Origin of the sequence: Ulvibacterium sp., from assembly GCF_965248315.1 — a bacterium.
Lineage (GTDB): Bacteria > Bacteroidota > Bacteroidia > Flavobacteriales > Flavobacteriaceae > Ulvibacterium.
In genome coordinates, this window is the sequence record NZ_CBDFIX010000002.1 from 3529930 (window position 1) to 3547194 (window position 17265).

15 protein-coding genes are annotated in these 17265 nt (G+C 40.1%); 6 read left to right on the forward strand and 9 right to left on the reverse strand.

What is annotated here, in order from left to right; all coding sequences use genetic code 11:
• Positions 1-65 precede the first annotated feature (65 nt).
• Positions 66-389, forward strand: coding sequence for a hypothetical protein (locus tag ACP2AF_RS16690; protein WP_425237287.1), 324 nt, complete (start codon positions 66-68; stop codon positions 387-389).
• Positions 390-1049, forward strand: a complete 660-nt coding sequence (locus ACP2AF_RS16695) for an alpha/beta hydrolase (protein ID WP_425237288.1) — start codon at positions 390-392, stop codon at positions 1047-1049.
• Here ACP2AF_RS16695 and ACP2AF_RS16700 read toward each other — a convergent pair.
• Complete coding sequence (locus ACP2AF_RS16700; RefSeq protein WP_425237289.1) at positions 1046-1540, reverse strand: hydrolase; 495 nt, start codon at positions 1538-1540, stop codon at positions 1046-1048. The genes ACP2AF_RS16695 and ACP2AF_RS16700 overlap by 4 nt on opposite strands.
• Positions 1541-1548: 8 nt before the next feature.
• Positions 1549-2313, reverse strand: a complete 765-nt coding sequence (locus tag ACP2AF_RS16705) for an MBL fold metallo-hydrolase (RefSeq protein ID WP_425237290.1) — start codon at positions 2311-2313, stop codon at positions 1549-1551.
• 88 nt (positions 2314-2401) lie between these two features.
• Here ACP2AF_RS16705 and ACP2AF_RS16710 point away from each other — a divergent pair, with 88 nt between their 5' ends.
• Positions 2402-3865: a TonB-dependent receptor gene (locus tag ACP2AF_RS16710; protein ID WP_425237291.1), complete on the forward strand. Its 1464-nt coding sequence runs from the start codon at positions 2402-2404 to the stop codon at positions 3863-3865.
• 236 nt (positions 3866-4101) lie between these two features.
• On the opposite strand, the gene bcp is transcribed toward ACP2AF_RS16710, so the two are convergent.
• Positions 4102-4557 (reverse strand): thioredoxin-dependent thiol peroxidase, encoded by a 456-nt coding sequence (bcp, locus tag ACP2AF_RS16715; protein ID WP_425237292.1) that lies wholly within the window; start codon positions 4555-4557, stop codon positions 4102-4104.
• Positions 4558-4610: 53 nt separating this feature from the next.
• Between bcp and ACP2AF_RS16720 the strand changes: the two genes are divergently transcribed.
• A complete protein-coding gene (locus ACP2AF_RS16720; RefSeq protein WP_425237293.1) occupies positions 4611-5276 on the forward strand; it encodes an endonuclease III domain-containing protein in 666 nt (221 codons plus the stop codon).
• An 11-nt stretch (positions 5277-5287) separates the two neighbouring features.
• Here ACP2AF_RS16720 and ACP2AF_RS16725 read toward each other — a convergent pair whose 3' ends face one another.
• From ACP2AF_RS16725 to ACP2AF_RS16735, 3 genes are all read right to left on the reverse strand, one after another.
• Complete coding sequence (locus tag ACP2AF_RS16725) at positions 5288-5431, reverse strand: hypothetical protein (protein ID WP_170158839.1); 144 nt, start codon at positions 5429-5431, stop codon at positions 5288-5290.
• A 65-nt stretch (positions 5432-5496) separates the two neighbouring features.
• Positions 5497-6081: an RNA polymerase sigma factor gene (locus ACP2AF_RS16730; RefSeq protein ID WP_120711571.1), complete on the reverse strand. Its 585-nt coding sequence runs from the start codon at positions 6079-6081 to the stop codon at positions 5497-5499.
• A gap of 577 nt (positions 6082-6658) precedes the next feature.
• Positions 6659-7240 (reverse strand): sigma-70 family RNA polymerase sigma factor, encoded by a 582-nt coding sequence (locus ACP2AF_RS16735; RefSeq protein WP_425237294.1) that lies wholly within the window; start codon positions 7238-7240, stop codon positions 6659-6661.
• Positions 7241-7486: 246 nt separating this feature from the next.
• Between ACP2AF_RS16735 and uvrA the strand changes: the two genes are divergently transcribed.
• Positions 7487-10264: an excinuclease ABC subunit UvrA gene (gene uvrA, locus ACP2AF_RS16740; protein WP_425237295.1), complete on the forward strand. Its 2778-nt coding sequence runs from the start codon at positions 7487-7489 to the stop codon at positions 10262-10264.
• A 381-nt stretch (positions 10265-10645) separates the two neighbouring features.
• Positions 10646-11950, forward strand: a complete 1305-nt coding sequence (locus tag ACP2AF_RS16745) for a hypothetical protein (RefSeq protein WP_425237296.1) — start codon at positions 10646-10648, stop codon at positions 11948-11950.
• Between the two features lie 117 nt (positions 11951-12067).
• On the opposite strand, the gene ACP2AF_RS16750 is transcribed toward ACP2AF_RS16745, so the two are convergent.
• The 3 genes from ACP2AF_RS16750 to ACP2AF_RS16760 are packed head-to-tail and all read right to left on the reverse strand — an operon-like array spanning position 12068 to position 17249.
• On the reverse strand, positions 12068-13537 hold the full coding sequence (locus ACP2AF_RS16750) for a lipopolysaccharide biosynthesis protein (protein ID WP_425237297.1): 1470 nt from the start codon (positions 13535-13537) through the stop codon (positions 12068-12070).
• Positions 13537-14808 carry a glycosyltransferase family 4 protein gene (locus tag ACP2AF_RS16755; protein ID WP_425237298.1) on the reverse strand — a complete coding sequence of 424 codons (1272 nt, stop codon included), beginning with the start codon at positions 14806-14808 and terminating at the stop codon, positions 13537-13539. Before ACP2AF_RS16755 ends, ACP2AF_RS16750 begins: the two co-directional genes overlap by 1 nt.
• Positions 14805-17249, reverse strand: a complete 2445-nt coding sequence (locus ACP2AF_RS16760; protein ID WP_425237299.1) for a YfhO family protein — start codon at positions 17247-17249, stop codon at positions 14805-14807. The genes ACP2AF_RS16755 and ACP2AF_RS16760 overlap by 4 nt, the downstream gene beginning before the upstream one ends.
• Positions 17250-17265 lie beyond the last annotated feature (16 nt).

Sequence of the window (17265 nt, forward strand, 5' to 3'; positions counted from 1 at the left end):
TTTCTGATTTTTTTACATGCCTAAGGCCCATAGGGTCTTATTTTTTAGAACTAATCCGTTGTAAAGTGAAACAAACAAACGAAGGAAAGACCACGGCCATCGTGGCTTACTTAACCATGGTGGGGGCTTTGATCGCAATTACCATGAACGCAGAACCTAAAAATAGTTTTGCCAGGTTCCATACCAGACAGGCCTTTGGTCTCCATTTGTGTTTTTTGGGTTTTGCTCTTTTTCTGAGTGTTTGGTTCAACCCTTATGCCTGGTATGGGCTCTATATCTTTTATCTTGCACTCTGGTTTTATGGATTTTTAGGTGCCTTAAAAGGAGAGGAAAAAACGATACCGATCCTTGGTCTTTATTTTCAAAAATGGTTTACTTTTATTCCCTAGATGACGACGGCCCCCTTATCATTGGAACATCTTATTAGACCTTCTTCCATAACGGAAGGTATGGCTCCTGTACTTTTCATGTTCCATGGCTACGGAAGCAATGAAGAAGACTTGTTTTCCTTTGCATCGGAACTTCCCGAAGAGTTATGCATTATATCCGTTAGGGCTCCATATGCCCTACAACCCTTTGGTTTTGCTTGGTACGCTATTAATTTTGATGCGGAACAAGGGAAATGGAGCGATGATGACCAAGCTAGGTCTTCCCGGGAAAAAATCCTTCATTTTATTGACGAAGCGTGCAAAACATATTATCTAGATACGGATAACATAAATTTATTGGGTTTTAGCCAAGGTACTATCCTTAGCTATGCCGTCGCCCTCTCCTATCCCGAACGAATAAAGAATGTAGTTGCCCTTAGCGGATATATCAACCAAAACATTTTGGCAAAGGGCCATGAAAATAAGAAATTTGATCACCTAAAAATTTATGCATCCCACGGACAAGTAGATCAAGTAATTCCACCGGAATGGGCCCAAAAAGTGCCAGGATTTTTGGAAAACCTTGGGATAGAACATATGTATGAGGAATTTCCCGTGGGACATGGGGTGTCTCCCCAAAATTTTCATTCATTCAGGAAATGGTTGGGTGAACGAGTCTAAAAAGTACTTGAATATAACAAGTGATTGGATAGCGTGAAGTCTATTCCCATATCATCCTTTAGTTCATACTCCAAAATTATTTCCCCCCAATGTTTACCATCGGTAAACTCTGCCAAGATCCAACGATGGTTCAGTACATTGATTTTGTTGATTTTGAAATCGCCCTCCATACCTTCATAAGGTATCAACGGATTATCGCCTTTTCTTTCATTGGTCTCCAATAATTTATCGGCAATATAGCGCTCCGGATTCACAAGATTTAAATGGTCATAGTACTCCAAGGCATAATCATTGTTCTCCAAGGAAAAATGTTGTACATCAAAAATTTTAATATTCAATTTCTGAAGGGAATCCTGGAGCCGTGCGGTCTCTGTCTCCAACTTTTCAATTTGGGTATCCTTGGCCTTCTGCATATTTCGGCTGCTTACAAAAAGATACAGACCGATTAGGGCCATAAAAACAAATAAGTAAAGAAAGATTTTATTTTTCATCCTCAGGGTTAAAGGTTTACGACCAAATTGTCATAGGCCAAAAGTACGCCTTTTGGTAATTTTTTTTCCACATCTTCATGAAAACCCAATAAATGACTTATATGGGTTAAATACGTTTTTGGGGCACCCACCTTTTCCGAAAAAGAAATAGCTTCCCGCAAGTTAAAATGGGAATGATGGGGTTCTTCCCTAAGGGCGTTCACTACCAAAACTTGGGATCCCCTTATTTTTTCCAACTCTTCATCGGCAATGGTCTTAACATCTGTCAAATAGGTAAAATCATTTATCCGATACCCCAATACGGGCAGCCTATTGTGTTGCGCCTCAATGGGCATAACCATAGTATCACCAATTTTAAAGGGCTTATCTTTTTCTACAAGGTTAACTTCAACCGCCGGAGCACCAGGGTATCTATTGGCATCCGCGAAAATATAATCGAACCTTTGCTTCAGGGACGCTATTACCCGTTCGTGGGCATAAATTGGGATATCCCCCTGTCTAAAGAAAAAAGGCCGTATATCATCTATACCGGCCGTGTGGTCCGCGTGTTCATGAGTGAAAAGAATACCGTCCAATTTGGAAACTTCATGGGTGAGCATCTGCTGCCTAAAATCAGGGCCGCAGTCTATAACAAAACTATAATCGCCCCAAGATAAAAGCACGGAGACGCGCAGTCTCTTGTCCTTGCGATCTTCGCTAAGACAGACGGGATGGTTACTCCCGATTACCGGGATTCCCTGAGATGTTCCCGTGCCTAAAAACGTAATTCTCAACGCTTGGTCTATTTATTTCAAATTTATAACTTATTTATTTATTAGATTACCCATTCTTTTTAACTTTGTTTAAAGCAAAATCCTTAAAATGGCATCAGTTCTAAAACGGGACACCGCATTTGAGAATATACCTTCCATAAAGGCCAAAACCCTTAGAATCAATTTGAACCCGGATATTTACGGAACCTTTGCCGAGATAGGTGCTGGCCAGGAGACGGCACGGCACTTTTTCAGATCAGGGGGTGCCTCAGGCACCATTGCCAAGGCCATGAGTGCCTACGACAAGGATTTTAGTGATGCCATTTATGGAGATGAAAAGGATGGTAGATATGTGACCCAATCTAGGCTCAAAAAGATGCTTTCGCATGAGATGCGACTTATGGAGGAGCGAATTAGTCGCGATACCCATCCGGAACGTTTGTTTTTTTCCTATGCCAATACTGTTGCCACAATAGATTTTTCAAAACGCTATAAAGGGCATGGCTGGGTAGGTATCCGATTTCAATTGGATCCAAACCAAAAGGAATTTGATGAGATAATCCTGCACATACGCTTTAAGCAAAATGAGGCGCGGTTGCAACAGGAGACCTTGGGCATAGTTGGAGTCAACCTTATTTATGGGGCGTTTTACAAATACCATAAACCGAGGAAACTTCTAAAATATTTATACGATCATATTGACCAGGATACCATTGAAATTGATATGGTGAACTTTTCTGGCCCAAGTTTTAAAGGGGTGGATAACAGACTTATGAGCTTACAACTCATACGAAATGATATGACGGATGCCGTAATGTTCGGACCGGATGGCAACAATCTTCTGCCTGCCGCAATCCTTTATAAAAAGAATATTTTGGCATTGCGGGGAAGTTTCCGACCTGTGACCAAGGTAAACATGGATATGTTTGAAAAATCCTATGATATCTTTGTTAGGGATCCAGCCGTAGATGTTGATAAAGCCATTGTAATATTCGAGATTACACTTTCCAACCTTAAGGCCTCCGGAGAAATAGATGAACAGGATTTTATGGATCGTGCCGAGTTGTTATGTTCTTTGGGACATACCGTGATGATATCCAAATTTCAGGAGTACTATCGTCTAGTGGAATACCTTAACAGTTATACCAAAGCACATATTGGTTTAACCATGGGTGTAAACAACCTAGTGGATATTTTTGACGAAAAATATTATAGACATTTGAGTGGTGGTATCTTAGAAGCTTTTGGAAAGCTATTTTTCAAAGAACTGCAGGTCTATCTTTATCCCATGAAGAACGCCGAAACTGGCCAGATTATGACCAGCAACAACATCAAGGTACACCCACGAATGAAAGAGTTGTACAAATTCTTCAAGTATAATGGGAAGGTTATGGACATTATTGACTACGACCCGGAAATCATGCATATTTTCTCCAGGGATGTACTAAAAAAGTTGATCAACAACGAAGAAGGTTGGGAGGATATGCTACCTGAAGGAATTGCCGAAACGATAAAGGATAAAAATTTGTTTACCCGTAAAATGGTAAAACAAAAGGAAGAGGCCAAGACATAACAAAGGCTTTTGAATAACAACATCCCTTTCAGTTTATAAAGGAATGTAATTTTCTTTTCCCACAACTCAAACCAGTAAATTAACTCTACGGTTCCAAAAAAATATAATCGGAAAAGCATCCAAAAACCTAAAACAGAAAACCAAAGGGCATGTTTTTCAGGTCAATATTTTGATGCTTACATTTCATATGGGCAACAAAAAAGCCCTTATTCAAGGGCTTTAAGTCTCTAGGAGAATCAGCCGTCCAGTAGCTGGGCCGCATGGTCCTTTGTCTTCACCTTATCTATGACCCTTGAAATATTTCCCTCCTCATTGATTACAAAGGTTTTCCGGTGTATACCATCGAATTCGCGGCCCATAAACTTTTTAGGTCCCCAAACTCCAAAAGTATTGATAACAGTGTGATCTTCGTCCGCCAATAAGGGAAAAGGGAAGTCGAATTTTTTCTTGAAATTGGATTGTTTCCTCTGTGAATCCTCACTCACCCCCAAAAGTTCATACCCTTGGGCCTGTAGCTCGGCATAGTTGTCCCTCAAATTGCATGCTTCCGCCGTACATCCAGGGGTATTGGCCCTTGGATAGAAAAAAACGATCAGTTTTTTCCCTTTGTAATCGGATAAATTAATAGTATTGCCATCTTGATCTTTTGCTGCGAACAAGGGAACTTTATCCCCTACCTGTAATGTGTTCATCTAGTAAGTAATGTATTTGTGTTTAAATATTTTTAAACAAAGTTAAACAAAAAATGACGAAAACGGAAAAAGTAAATTTTGCTATAAACAAACTTAAGGAGCTATATCCTACCATACCGGTTCCCTTGGAACATAAAGATCCCTATACCCTGTTAATAGCGGTTTTACTATCAGCTCAAAGTACAGATGTACGAGTAAACAAAATTACACCTTTGTTGTTCAAAAGGGCAGATAACCCTTATGACATGGTAAAATTGACCGTAGAGGAAATTCGCGAAATTATAAAGCCCGTAGGGCTTTCACCTATGAAATCCAAAGGGATATATGGGCTTTCCCAAATTTTAATCGACAAATACCAAGGACAAGTTCCAAGAAACATCCATCTTTTGGAAGAGCTTCCTTCGGTGGGGCATAAAACGGCAAGCGTAGTAGTGTCCCAAGCCTTTGGAATACCGGCTTTTCCTGTTGATACGCATATTCATAGGCTCATGTACCGGTGGGGATTTTCCAATGGAAAAAACGTGGTCCAAACAGAAAAGGATGCTAAAAGATTGTTTCCCAAAGAATTGTGGAACAATTTGCACTTACAGATCATTTGGTACGGTCGTGACTATTCTCCAGCGCGAGGCTGGAATCTGGAAAAGGATGTTATAACCAGAACAATTGGAAGAAAAAAAGTTTTGGAAGAATACTATAAAACTAAAAAGACCCGCAAGTAGCGGGCCTTTATCTAGTTTAGAATGTTTTCGAACGTCAGTTCTTTGTGCTTTACTACATGTAGGGCTTTGGAATAATCGAGTAAAAACTTTACCGTTTCCGCGCAAGCCTCAACAATGCGATAATCTTTTTCGTGTTTAGAGTAGATTTTTTCCATATTAGATGTATTGTTATCATAAATAACGCAACTAAAATGGAAATATTGTTTAAGCTGTCCTAAGTCTATTGATTAGTGAGAACAATGTTGTGCTTATCTATAATTTTTCGAAGGTTTATCAATGCATAGCGCATCCTTCCCAATGCAGTGTTTATACTTACACCTGTGTTTTCGGATATTTCCTTAAAACTCATATCCTTATAGATGCGCATGATTAAAACCTCCTTTTGGTCATCTGGCAATTCCTCTATAAGATGTCTTAGGTCCGATGTAATTTGATCCTGTATAATTTGCTTTTCAGCATTTAGTTTGTTGTCCCCTATTACAGAAAAAATATTGAAGTCGTCACTCCCTTCGAACATGGGCATTCTTTTATTCTTCCTAAAGTGATCAATTATAAGGTTATGGGCTATGCGCATTACCCAGGGCAAAAATTTACCTTCTTCACTATATGTCCCTTTTTTAAGGGTCTTGATAACTTTTATAAAGGTATCCTGGAAAATATCCTCGGTAATGTCCCTGTCCAGCACTTTTGAGTAGATAAAACTGGTAACGCGTTGGTTGTGACGGTTGATCAATATTTCCAGAGATTTCTCATCTCCGCTAATATAGTCTCTTACTAGTACTGAATCTTCTATTTGTAGTTCCATAAAGATTGATTTTTTGGTTAAGATTAGGGGCTTCCGAGTGGTAAGCTTCTAAGTTGTTAGATTAATTAGTTTGAGTGTTTTTGATTCTTGTTTTTAATTATGACCTAAAACTAGATAAATCGGCTAGAGCGTAAAAAACTATGTTGTCAAACACGCTCATTTTGATGTGAAATCGCATTTTTTTGGTTTTGGCCACAATAAAACCAAATATTAACAGTTGCACGATCAAAACACACTGGGAGCGGCGACATAAGTTTCCTAAAGGGATAACAAGGGGAATGGGCAGTTTTAGGAACTGCATCAAAAGAAAAACCCCCAAGGCAAAAAGTCCTTGAGGGTTTTATATGTTTGTTTATTCTACTTAGTTCATATTACTTTCGAACGATATTCCTTTTGCCTTTGTTATTTTTAACGATTTGGAATAATTTAATAAGAATTCCACTGTTTCGGGTTTGGCTTTAACAAGTTTACACTTGTTGTGGTTTTTTGCGTAAAGTTTTTCCATGTTATTTTCCGTTTGTTTCAATAGAGAACGCGGCGGAAATAAATATAGTCAATACGCTCGACCTACGGCCTATTAATTCGTTAAAACAATGTTATTCTGGTCTATCAGCTTCCTCAGGTTGATAAGGGCGTAACGCATACGGCCTAAAGCGGTATTAATGCTTACCCCGGTATTTTCCGATATTTCCTTAAAACTCATGTCCTTATATATACGCATGAGCAATACCTCCTTCTGTTCGTTTGGAAGTTCTTCTATAAGCAAGGTAAGGTCGCTATCAATCTGGTCTTTAATAATCTGTTTCTCAATATTTAGTTTTTCGTCACCGATTACAGAGAAAATATTGAAAGTATCGGCTCCTTCGAACATAGGCAACCTTCTGTTCTTTCTAAAATGATCGATGATGAGGTTGTGCGATATGCGCATTACCCAGGGCAAAAATTTGCCTTCTTCACTATAGGCACCTCTCTTTAAAGTTCTGATCACTTTCATAAAGGTATCCTGAAAAATATCCTCGGTCACTTCCCTATCGTTTACCTTGGAATATATAAAACTACTAATGCGCTGGTTGTGACGGCCAATTAATGCAGCTAGAGCTCTTTCGTCTCCGTCAATGTATCTTTTAATGAGTAGGGAGTCTTCAACTTGATGTTCCATAACGACTACTTTTATTAGTTAAAATTAGCGACCTATTTGGGGAAAAGGCCTTGTGGGTTATTATTCTAATTCTAAAAAAGTAGTGTTGTTGCTATAGGCGTTTTAACATTTTGTTGAGTTCAAATATAGAAAAAATTAAGTGACCGAAAAAAAAATGTGCCGTCATACACACAATTTTTGATACAGAGTATACAATATTGGCGATTGAAAAATGCATGTCTTATCTTTATGGTCCTAAAAATAAATATGGCAACTCTTTTAGATATCAACCCAAAGGAAAACATCATTATCAAAGGTGCCAAGTTGCACAATTTGAAGAATATAGATGTTGTAATCCCTAGAAACAAGCTAGTTGTAATCACTGGTCTTTCCGGTTCCGGGAAGTCGAGTTTGGCCTTTGATACGCTATATGCGGAAGGCCAACGAAGGTATGTGGAAAGTCTTTCTTCCTATGCACGCCAGTTTTTAGGAAAATTGGACAAGCCCAAAGTGGATTATATCAAAGGGATAGCCCCCGCAATTGCCATAGAGCAAAAAGTAAACTCAACCAATCCCCGGTCTACCGTTGGCACCACTACCGAAATTTACGATTATCTTAAGTTGTTATATGCCCGTATCGGCAAGACCATATCACCAATTTCCGGGAAGCAGGTCAAAAAAAATACGGTTACGGATGTCATACAACACATAAAAGGGTATGCCGAAGGTGAAAAACTTTTGCTATTGGCCCCTGTACAAATTAAACCCGATAGAGATCCCATAAAATCGCTCCAACTTTTTTCCAAACAGGGATATGCCAGGATAAAATACAAGGGAGAAGTTATTCGTATAGATAATGCACCCAACGATATTGGCCGGGAATTCCATTTGGTAGTGGATCGTATTATCACAAAAGACGATGAGGATTTTTACAATCGGTTGGCCAATGCTGTGGATACCGCTTTTTTTGAAGGTAAGGGTGAATGTATCATTGAAGAACTGGTCACGGGAAAACAAACGAAATTCAGTAGTAACTTTGAACTGGATGGTATGCAGTTCCTGGAACCCAATGTACATCTGTTCAGTTTTAACAATCCTTACGGAGCCTGCCCAAAATGTGAAGGATATGGTGACGTAATCGGTATAGACGAAGATTTGGTGGTTCCCAACACCTCCTTGTCCGTTTACGAAAATACAATCTTTCCCTGGCGCGGAGAAAGTATGGGTTGGTATCGGGACCAGTTGGTGAATACGGCCTATAAATTCGATTTCCCAATACACAAACCTTGGTTTCAATTGTCCGAGGAACAAAAGCAATTGGTCTGGGACGGGAACGAACATTTCACCGGGCTCAATAAATTCTTTGCCCAGCTTGAGGAGAAAAGCTATAAAATCCAGAATAGGGTAATGCTTTCCCGATATCGTGGCAAGACCAAGTGTAACGTCTGTAAAGGAAGGCGATTGCGCAAGGAGACCGATTATGTAAAAGTAGACGGAAAATCGATTTCCGACCTCGTGGAACTATCCATAAAAAATTTGGCCATGTTCTTCGAAGGATTGGAATTGTCGGAGCACGATCAAAAAATTGCTTCCCGTTTATTGAAGGAAATCAATACCCGTTTGGGTTTTTTGGACAAGGTAGGCTTAAGTTACCTTACACTTAATCGCAAATCGAACACCCTTTCCGGAGGCGAAAGCCAGCGCATCAACCTGGCCACTTCGTTAGGAAGCAGTTTGGTGGGATCCATGTATATTTTGGATGAGCCCAGTATTGGACTGCATCCCAAGGATACGGAAAATCTGATTGAAGTACTGAAATCCTTACGCGATTTGGGCAATACTGTCATCGTTGTAGAACACGACGAGGATATTATGAAAGCTGCTGATGAAGTCATTGATATTGGTCCAGAGGCCGGCACTCATGGCGGTGAAGTAGTGGCTTATGGTCCTTTAAGTGAGATACTGAAATCACAATCGCTTACCGCTAGCTACCTAAACGGTTCCGAAGAAATATCGGTACCCAAGGAACGGAGGACCTCAAAAAATCATATTGAAATTAAAGGAGCACGTGAAAATAACCTCAAAAACATTGATGTTACCTTTCCCCTAAATATGCTCACTGTGGTTACTGGTGTTTCGGGAAGCGGCAAAAGTACTTTGGTGAAAAAACTACTGTACCCCATTGTTCTGAAGAAAGTAGGCGGCTATGGCGAAAAAGCGGGGCAGTTTACTTCGGCCGATGGGAAATACCAAAGCATTAAACATGTGGAATTTGTAGATCAAAATCCTATTGGTCGTTCATCACGTTCCAATCCGGTAACCTATATCAAAGCATATGACGACATACGATCTTTGTTCGCTACACAAAAATTGAGCAAGATTCGCGGATATCAGGCCAAGCATTTTTCATTTAATGTGGATGGCGGCCGCTGTGAAAAATGTAAAGGAGAAGGTGAAATTACCGTAGAAATGCAATTTATGGCCGATGTGCATTTGGAATGCGATACATGTGGCGGCAAGCGATTCAAAAAAGAAGTGTTGGAAGTAAAGTTTAATGATGCATCCATTAGTGATGTCCTAAACATGACCATTGACGATGCCATTATCTTTTTTGAGCATGGAAAGCAGACAAAAATCGTTACCAAATTAAGGCCTTTACAGGATGTGGGGTTGGGCTATGTGACCTTAGGGCAGTCTTCCTCTACCCTTTCCGGTGGAGAGGCGCAACGGATTAAACTAGCTTCTTTTTTGGTAAAGGGAACGACAAAGGATAAGGCCTTATTTATTTTTGACGAACCTACAACGGGACTTCATTTCCATGACATTAAAAAATTATTAAAATCTTTTGATGCCCTATTGGGCCGTGGCCATTCCATTGTGGTCATTGAGCACAATATTGAACTCATAAAATGTGCCGATTACATCATTGACTTAGGACCTGAAGGTGGAGAAAATGGTGGTAATCTTATGGTTCAGGGTACGCCAGAGGAAGTAATACAGGGTAAAAAGTCCTATACCGCGAAGTACTTAAGAGAGAAATTGTAAGTTGTGAGTTAGGAACGAAGAAGTCATTCCAATAGTGAAATCTTGCAGCTTTTATATCTCCTTCTTGGAAATAGATTAAAGTTCCACATATTCCATCAAACTTTATCTTATAATGGTACGTTTCCCTTCTCAATTCTTCGGGATTTTTTTCATTGATTTGAATTCTAGCTAGGGAGAAGTAAGCCTTACTTTTTTAGTAATTAAACTTGTCGACTTCACACCAGATCTTCGCTATTCTGTTTATTATCATTTTAAAAAACTGATAATTAGTAAGTTACATTTTTATCAATTTTTTGGCACGCTGTTTGATTTCTCCTAAGCGGAATGCAAATAGTTGCTTCCGGAACCACCCGTCAGCAGACAGGTTTAAAATCGCATATCATGAAACAGTTAGTACTCTTATTTACAGCCCTTGTCTTGGGAACCACGGGTACCCAAGCTGTAAGCACGGAAAATAACACTGCCATAAGCAGTGCCTACCGATTCAATAACTCCTTCATCTTTGTAGAGAATGGAATTACATTTTCGGTTTATCCAGATGGCGAATTTGATTTTTATATAGATAACCGCGCTAATTTTGGTGCCAATGTCAATATCGGTCGTTCCAATTTCACCTTTAACTCAGGATTCGATTACAATCCCTTTGTTCAGTATGATGATTACGGTGCAGTGATACAAGTGGAGAACGTTCCTGTTTTTTATGACCATTATGGACGTGTTGCACAAATTGGTAACATTTTTATAAACTATCGCAATGGGTTTGTATCCCGATTAGGTGGTATGAATATCTTTTATAATAATGGTGTATACGCCTACCACACCGGGTTTATAAATGTATATAACAGACGTTACATCTTTAGACCTTTCCACAGGTTCTTTGTAAGGCCAGCATTAGGATTCTGTTTGGTGTATAATAGACCGTATAGAAGGTTTTATAGCCCTATTCGATACACCTGGTACAGACCATACCGATATAATAAGCGTAGGGCCTATGCCAGAATTGGAAGAGAGCATAGATACAACCGTATCCGTAGGGAACGTGCCCGCGTCTATAGAAATGACAGAAGGGTAGCTGTACGCCAGAATAATAGTAGGAGAGCCGATGCACTACGTACGGAAAGAGGTGTTACGCGAAGGAACAACAATGTGGCACGAACCAATCGTTCGGTAACGCAGAGAGGTAATGTTTCCCGAAGCAACACTAGAAGAGCGGAAACCGTCAGAACAGAAAGAGGTGTTACACGAAGAGGTAACCTTTCCCGAAACGATGGTAGAACGGTACGTAGGGATGCCGCAATACGTTCCAACAACACTAGGGGAACTGCGGTAGATCGAACTCGAAAAATAGAGAGTCGTAACGTCCGTAAGGCAGATGCCAGACCTGCAAGGCAGAGAACGGTTACGCAACGTTCTACAACGGTACGCAATCCTAAGCGGAATGCAGTTACCAAAAGGACGGTAACCCAAACACCTAGGAGCAGAACGGTAACACGTAATACCAAGACCTATAAGAGCCCACAAAGGGCAACAACAAATAGGTCGGTACGAAAAGTGGCACCGACAAGGAATAGAAGTACTAGTGTTGCTACCCGTAGTAACTCAAGAAAAAAAGTAAGTAAGGCTCCTTCTAGAAGCACAAGGAATAGCGGAACTAGATCGCAATCCAGAAGTTCCAGAAGGCAATAAAAATAGTTTTTAGGTTGGTTAGTTGTTTAGCCCCGTAGTTGGATTCGTCCACTGCGGGGTTTTTTCAATTCAGTCCACTTGCAGAAAACAGGCCAAATTGTATAAACAGATTGGTTCTTATTCTTTAGGGGAAGCCTTTCCCAAAACTCTAGAAATCAAATTAAAAACGTCTTCGGACAATTTAAACCGATAAAGCACAGCTGTATAAATGGCCGTGATAAGTATACTCTTGAGTACAATATTTAAAATGGGGTGAAACGGAAATTGGACAAAATAAAAACCTAAACCTATGAGTAGTAAAAGTGCCAATACCTTGAGGGTTTCCGATGTAAAAGGTTGAATATTAAATTTGGATTTTACATAAAGTAGTTTGATCGTGTTGTAAAGGAAAATGGCCAAAAAAGTACCAAATGCAGCTCCTTCAATACCATAGTTCGGAATGAGCCATAGATTAAATACAATTATAGAAACTGCGAGAAACACGCCCATAACCAACAAAGTGCGGTAATATTCCGAGTTGTACAGAATTGAATTGTTATTCCCTAAAACCGAGTCGTACACTTTTGCTAATCCAACAAAAAAGACAATGAGGAAGCCATCACGGTATTCTTCCGGAAGCAACAGGTACAAGTCCTTTAAGTTGAGTACGATAAGCAAAAACAATAATCCCGAAACGATAAAAAGCGTTAAAGAGCTTTTTTGATAGAGCGTTTTTAAGGTAGGAATATCATGTTTCGTCAACAATTCTGCGGTAATGGGATAGGTAATTTGATGCATTGATCGAGAGGGAACGATTATGGTTGTCGCAATATAAACAGCCACTCCATAATAGGCCACATTTTCAATTTGGATAAACTGATTGATCATAAACTTATCAATTTCCAAAATGACTATAGCCGCAGATCCACCTAAAATAATTAGGGCGCTATAGTTAATAATACTTTTGGTATTTGATGGTAGATTAAAAGTCAATGTGGGCATCCGCAGTCGATAGGCATATATCTTCATGAGAATTGTCCGTAATAGATAAAGCGCAACCAAAGCTTTCAAAAAAACAGGTACTGATATGAATTCAAAATGGACCAAGACCAAGAGAATCATAACCACAATACGATTGAATACTTCTTTCATAAAATTTCCAAAGACCGATCTCATTTGGACCTTGGCCCAAGCATAGAATATTTCAAAATACGCCATCGCCATCCCGATCAAAAAAATATACCAGACATATTCCCGGACCATAGGGTTTTCCAGAGACAAAAAATTGCCAATGGTATCATAGGCCAAAAAGGAAATAGCAGCAATGGGAAGTACCATCAACAGGGGTAAAAATAGCATGAGGCTCAGGAAGCTATCGGAATTTTTCCGGTCAGAAAAGGTACTGTAAAACTTAACCAAGGTATTGGGTACACCAAAGGCCAATAATGGCATTAAAATAGCCGAGGTGGAGAGGATTACCGTTACCAGTCCATAGTATTCGTCGGATAAAAATCGGGTGTATAAAAAGAGGGTGTTTATGGCAGCTATACCAAATCCCAGATAGGTAATCACGGTGTTGCTCAATGATTGTTTTAATACTATACCCATCAGAGATATTCGGACAGTTGTTCGGTAAGCGCCTTACGACTATACTTTTCCACGTCTTTTGAAACCACATTCAATTTTCCTTGTTGATATGCGGCAAACCATTCTAAAAGTACATTTTTTAATTGGGAATTATCCTGATAGTCAAACACCTTGCCCGAATGTGTCTTCAAAATAATGGTACCTGCCTCCCAATTATTGGGGCCTAAGGCCAAAATAGGCCTTCTAGCGGCCATATATTCAAACAATTTCCCTGGAACAATGCCTTTGGTATCTTCCGAATCAATTTCAACCAATAGCAGAATTTGAGCGCGTTGTTGCCTGCGAAGGGCCTGGGCATGGGATACGTATCCTTTCATTTGAATATATGGGGCCAGTTCGTTTTTGTAAAGATTATCCATAACGTCCTCACTCACTACCCCGATAAACTCCAATTGTAACTCCTTTCTAAAAATTTCGTCTTCCCGGGCAATTTCCGATAGTACTTTCCATAGATTGTTTGGACTGCGACCCGAAAGTAGAGATCCAATATGGGAAATGGTGAATTTATCATCCAAATCGGCACCTCCCTTGTAGTCAGAATCAAAGCCATTGGTTATTAATTCAATAGGCTTATCCGTTAGGGTCTGGAATTCCTTTCGTGTGGTATCGCTTGTAGTAATCAACAAGTCCGCCCCGTTAAGTACCAAGCGTTCCAAAGCTTTATGCTTTTTTTGGGAGGATTTGGTGAGTCTGAGCTTTTTGTGATAACCAATGGAGGTCCAGGGATCTCGGAAATCAGCAATCCATTTCACTCGGTGTTGTTGCCTTAATTGCTGTCCGATTAAATGAACGCTATGTGGTGGCCCCGTGGTGGTGACCGTTTTGATGTTTTGTTTTTCAATAAGTTCGGAAAGGTAAGATACCGAAGGTTTTACCCAATATTTTCTGGCATCAGGAATAAAAAAATTACCCCGAATCCATAACATGGCTTTTTCCAAGGCAGATTGATTTTTAGTCCGAATAATCCCAGAGCTGATGCGTTTGGTCTTTTTTGTGGACAAGATTTCCGCAAAACTATAGGGTTCAAAAATCGGTTTTCTATGAATTTCAATCCCATGGGGTACTTCATCCAACAAAGAGTTGTCTTGAATAGGATAATGCGGATTTTCGGGGATAAAAACAATGGGGTCTACCCCGAAATCGGGCAAGTATTTTACAAATTTCAACCACCGTTGTACTCCTGGCCCCCCAGCAGGCGGCCAATAATAGGTAATGATAAGCACCCTTTTCATGGGGTAGTTCCTTTTTCTTTCTTTCGAGAGCGCCAAAAGGTATATCCAAGCCCGCTTAAAATAATCAACCCAAGCAAAGCGGAACTTGCCAAGGTAATTTGGCCTCCTAAGGCTACTATTTTCGGCTCAAACTTGAACTCTATGGTATGCTCCCCTTCTGGGAGCATTAGCGCTCTTAAAACATAATTTACCCTAAAATGCTTTTTGGGTTTTCCATCTACATAAACATTCCAGCCATACGGATAGTACATTTCCGAAAAGACAGCGGTACCCGCCTTGGAATTTACAGAACGATATGTCAAATGGTTGGGCTCGTAATCCGTTAAGGTGATGGAAGCGATGGAATCTACCGTAAAATTGAACCGGTTGATATTAGGAAACTTGGTGGTATTAACAAGGGCATTTCTTTTGGTATCTAGACTATCCAGGTCAAGAATTTCAGTATTGGCGTCCTCTACAGGTACTAGTTTTTCTACAAACCAAGCATTGCCATTAGCATCAGGATTCAAAACAGGGTAACTCCTACCCTCTTCATCTTGTTGAATCACATATTTTATGTTCAACATATTGAGAATCCCGATATTCCCTTGAGCGATATGAAAATAGAAGAGGTCCTCCATACCTGCAGGTTTTGCCGCATGGTAGCCTGATATGGTCTTATGAAAATATGAGGTGCGCGCACCTTCAAAGCCCTGTGTTTGATCGAACACCCTAAAATGGGTGATATCCTTTAGGATTTCAGTATCCGCGGGTGATTCCTGAAATGGCCTTGTCATACGTCTTTTGGCTATAAAATTTTCTTTGTTTACATACCTGAGGTTTACCCCTACCAAGTCCGATACCATTAATGCACCGAGCAGAATAACCGCAACATTCTGCTTGATTTTTTCTTTAAGAAAGAACCATAGGGCCAAAGCGGCCAAAAACACATAGATAAGTGAGCGAAAAAGATCACTGGTGTACACCGCCTTCCTATCGGATTGGATAAGATCCAATATTTCATCTCCGTAATACCGTTTTATGGTGTCATCATGATAGCCAGAAAAATCAAACATCCCCTTTACCAAAAACAATAGGATACCTAACCCAAAAACAATAAAAAACGAAATTCTGAGTGCCTTCAACTTATCGGTCTGTGAAACCCTATTCTTAAAAAGAACTTGTAGGGCCAAAATTGCCAAAACTGGCGCACAAAGCTCCAAAACCACCTGTATGGAAGATACCGCACGAAACTTATCGTATAGCGGAAAATAGTCGATCATGAAATCGGTCAGAAAGCTAAAATTCTTTCCCCAGGACAGGAGCAAGGACAGTAATGTACCTCCTAAAAGCCACCATTTTGCCTTTCCCTTTACCAAAATGAGCCCTAGAATGAAAAGGAAAAAGATAATGGCACCAATGTACGCTGGGCCAGAAGTTCCTGGTTGATCACCCCAATATAAGGTTACCCCACTTGAAAAATTTAGGGCTTGGCTGCGTGGAATGCCCTGGTCTATCAAAAAACCGTAGGTTTTTGAATTCTCTCCCAAATTTTCTTGGGATGATCCTCCAAAAAGACGGGGAACGAATAAATTCAAGGATTCCGAAATCCCATAACTCCATCGGGTAATATATTCCTTGTCCAAACCATCCGGATTCTCTTTGGTATTACCCTGATAATCTATGGTCAATTCAGATTTTCCCCGGGTACTCCAGTCAGCGTATTGCTTTGTGGCCATAAGACTGGTAGCATTGGTGGCAATTCCCAAGGCCACAGCTACCAATAAAATTCCAATGGAAACAAAAAAGTGCTTTAGCTCTCCCTTTTGTATGGTATAGACAAGATATGCCATACCCAATATAAGAATCAGCAGCATACCATAATAGGTCATTTGGTAATGGTTGGCCACCACTTCCAAGGCCATGGCCATAGCCGTAAGGACAAAGCCCCAAAGGTATTTTTTTCTAAAAGTTAATACGATTCCTCCTAGAAGTATGGGCAAATATCCCAAAGCGTGGGCTTTGGCATTGTGTCCCACACCCAGAATAATGATCAAATACGTTGAGAAACCAAATGCCAGGGCTCCTAAAACCGCAAGGCGATAATCTACCTTTAAGCAACAAAGTAGGATATAAAACCCTATAAAATAGAGAAACAAATAGTCCGCCGGACGAGGCAAAAAGCGAATAAGCCTGTCTAGTTTTTTTATATAGTCATGTGGATAGTAAGCCCCTAATTGATATGTGGGCATCCCTCCAAAGGCACTGTTTGTCCAATAAGGCTCCTCCCCGGTGCGCTTTCTGAAGTCATTCTGTTCCTTGGCCATGCCCGTAAACTGAACAATATCCGATTGTTCTATGACCTTCCCCTGAAGGACCGGGTGAAAATAGGCCAAGGCGGCAATAACAAAAAAAACAGTTACAAAAAAATGGGTGAAAAGAGCTTTAAGCGAGTTCTTCATTGGTCAATGCGAAGGT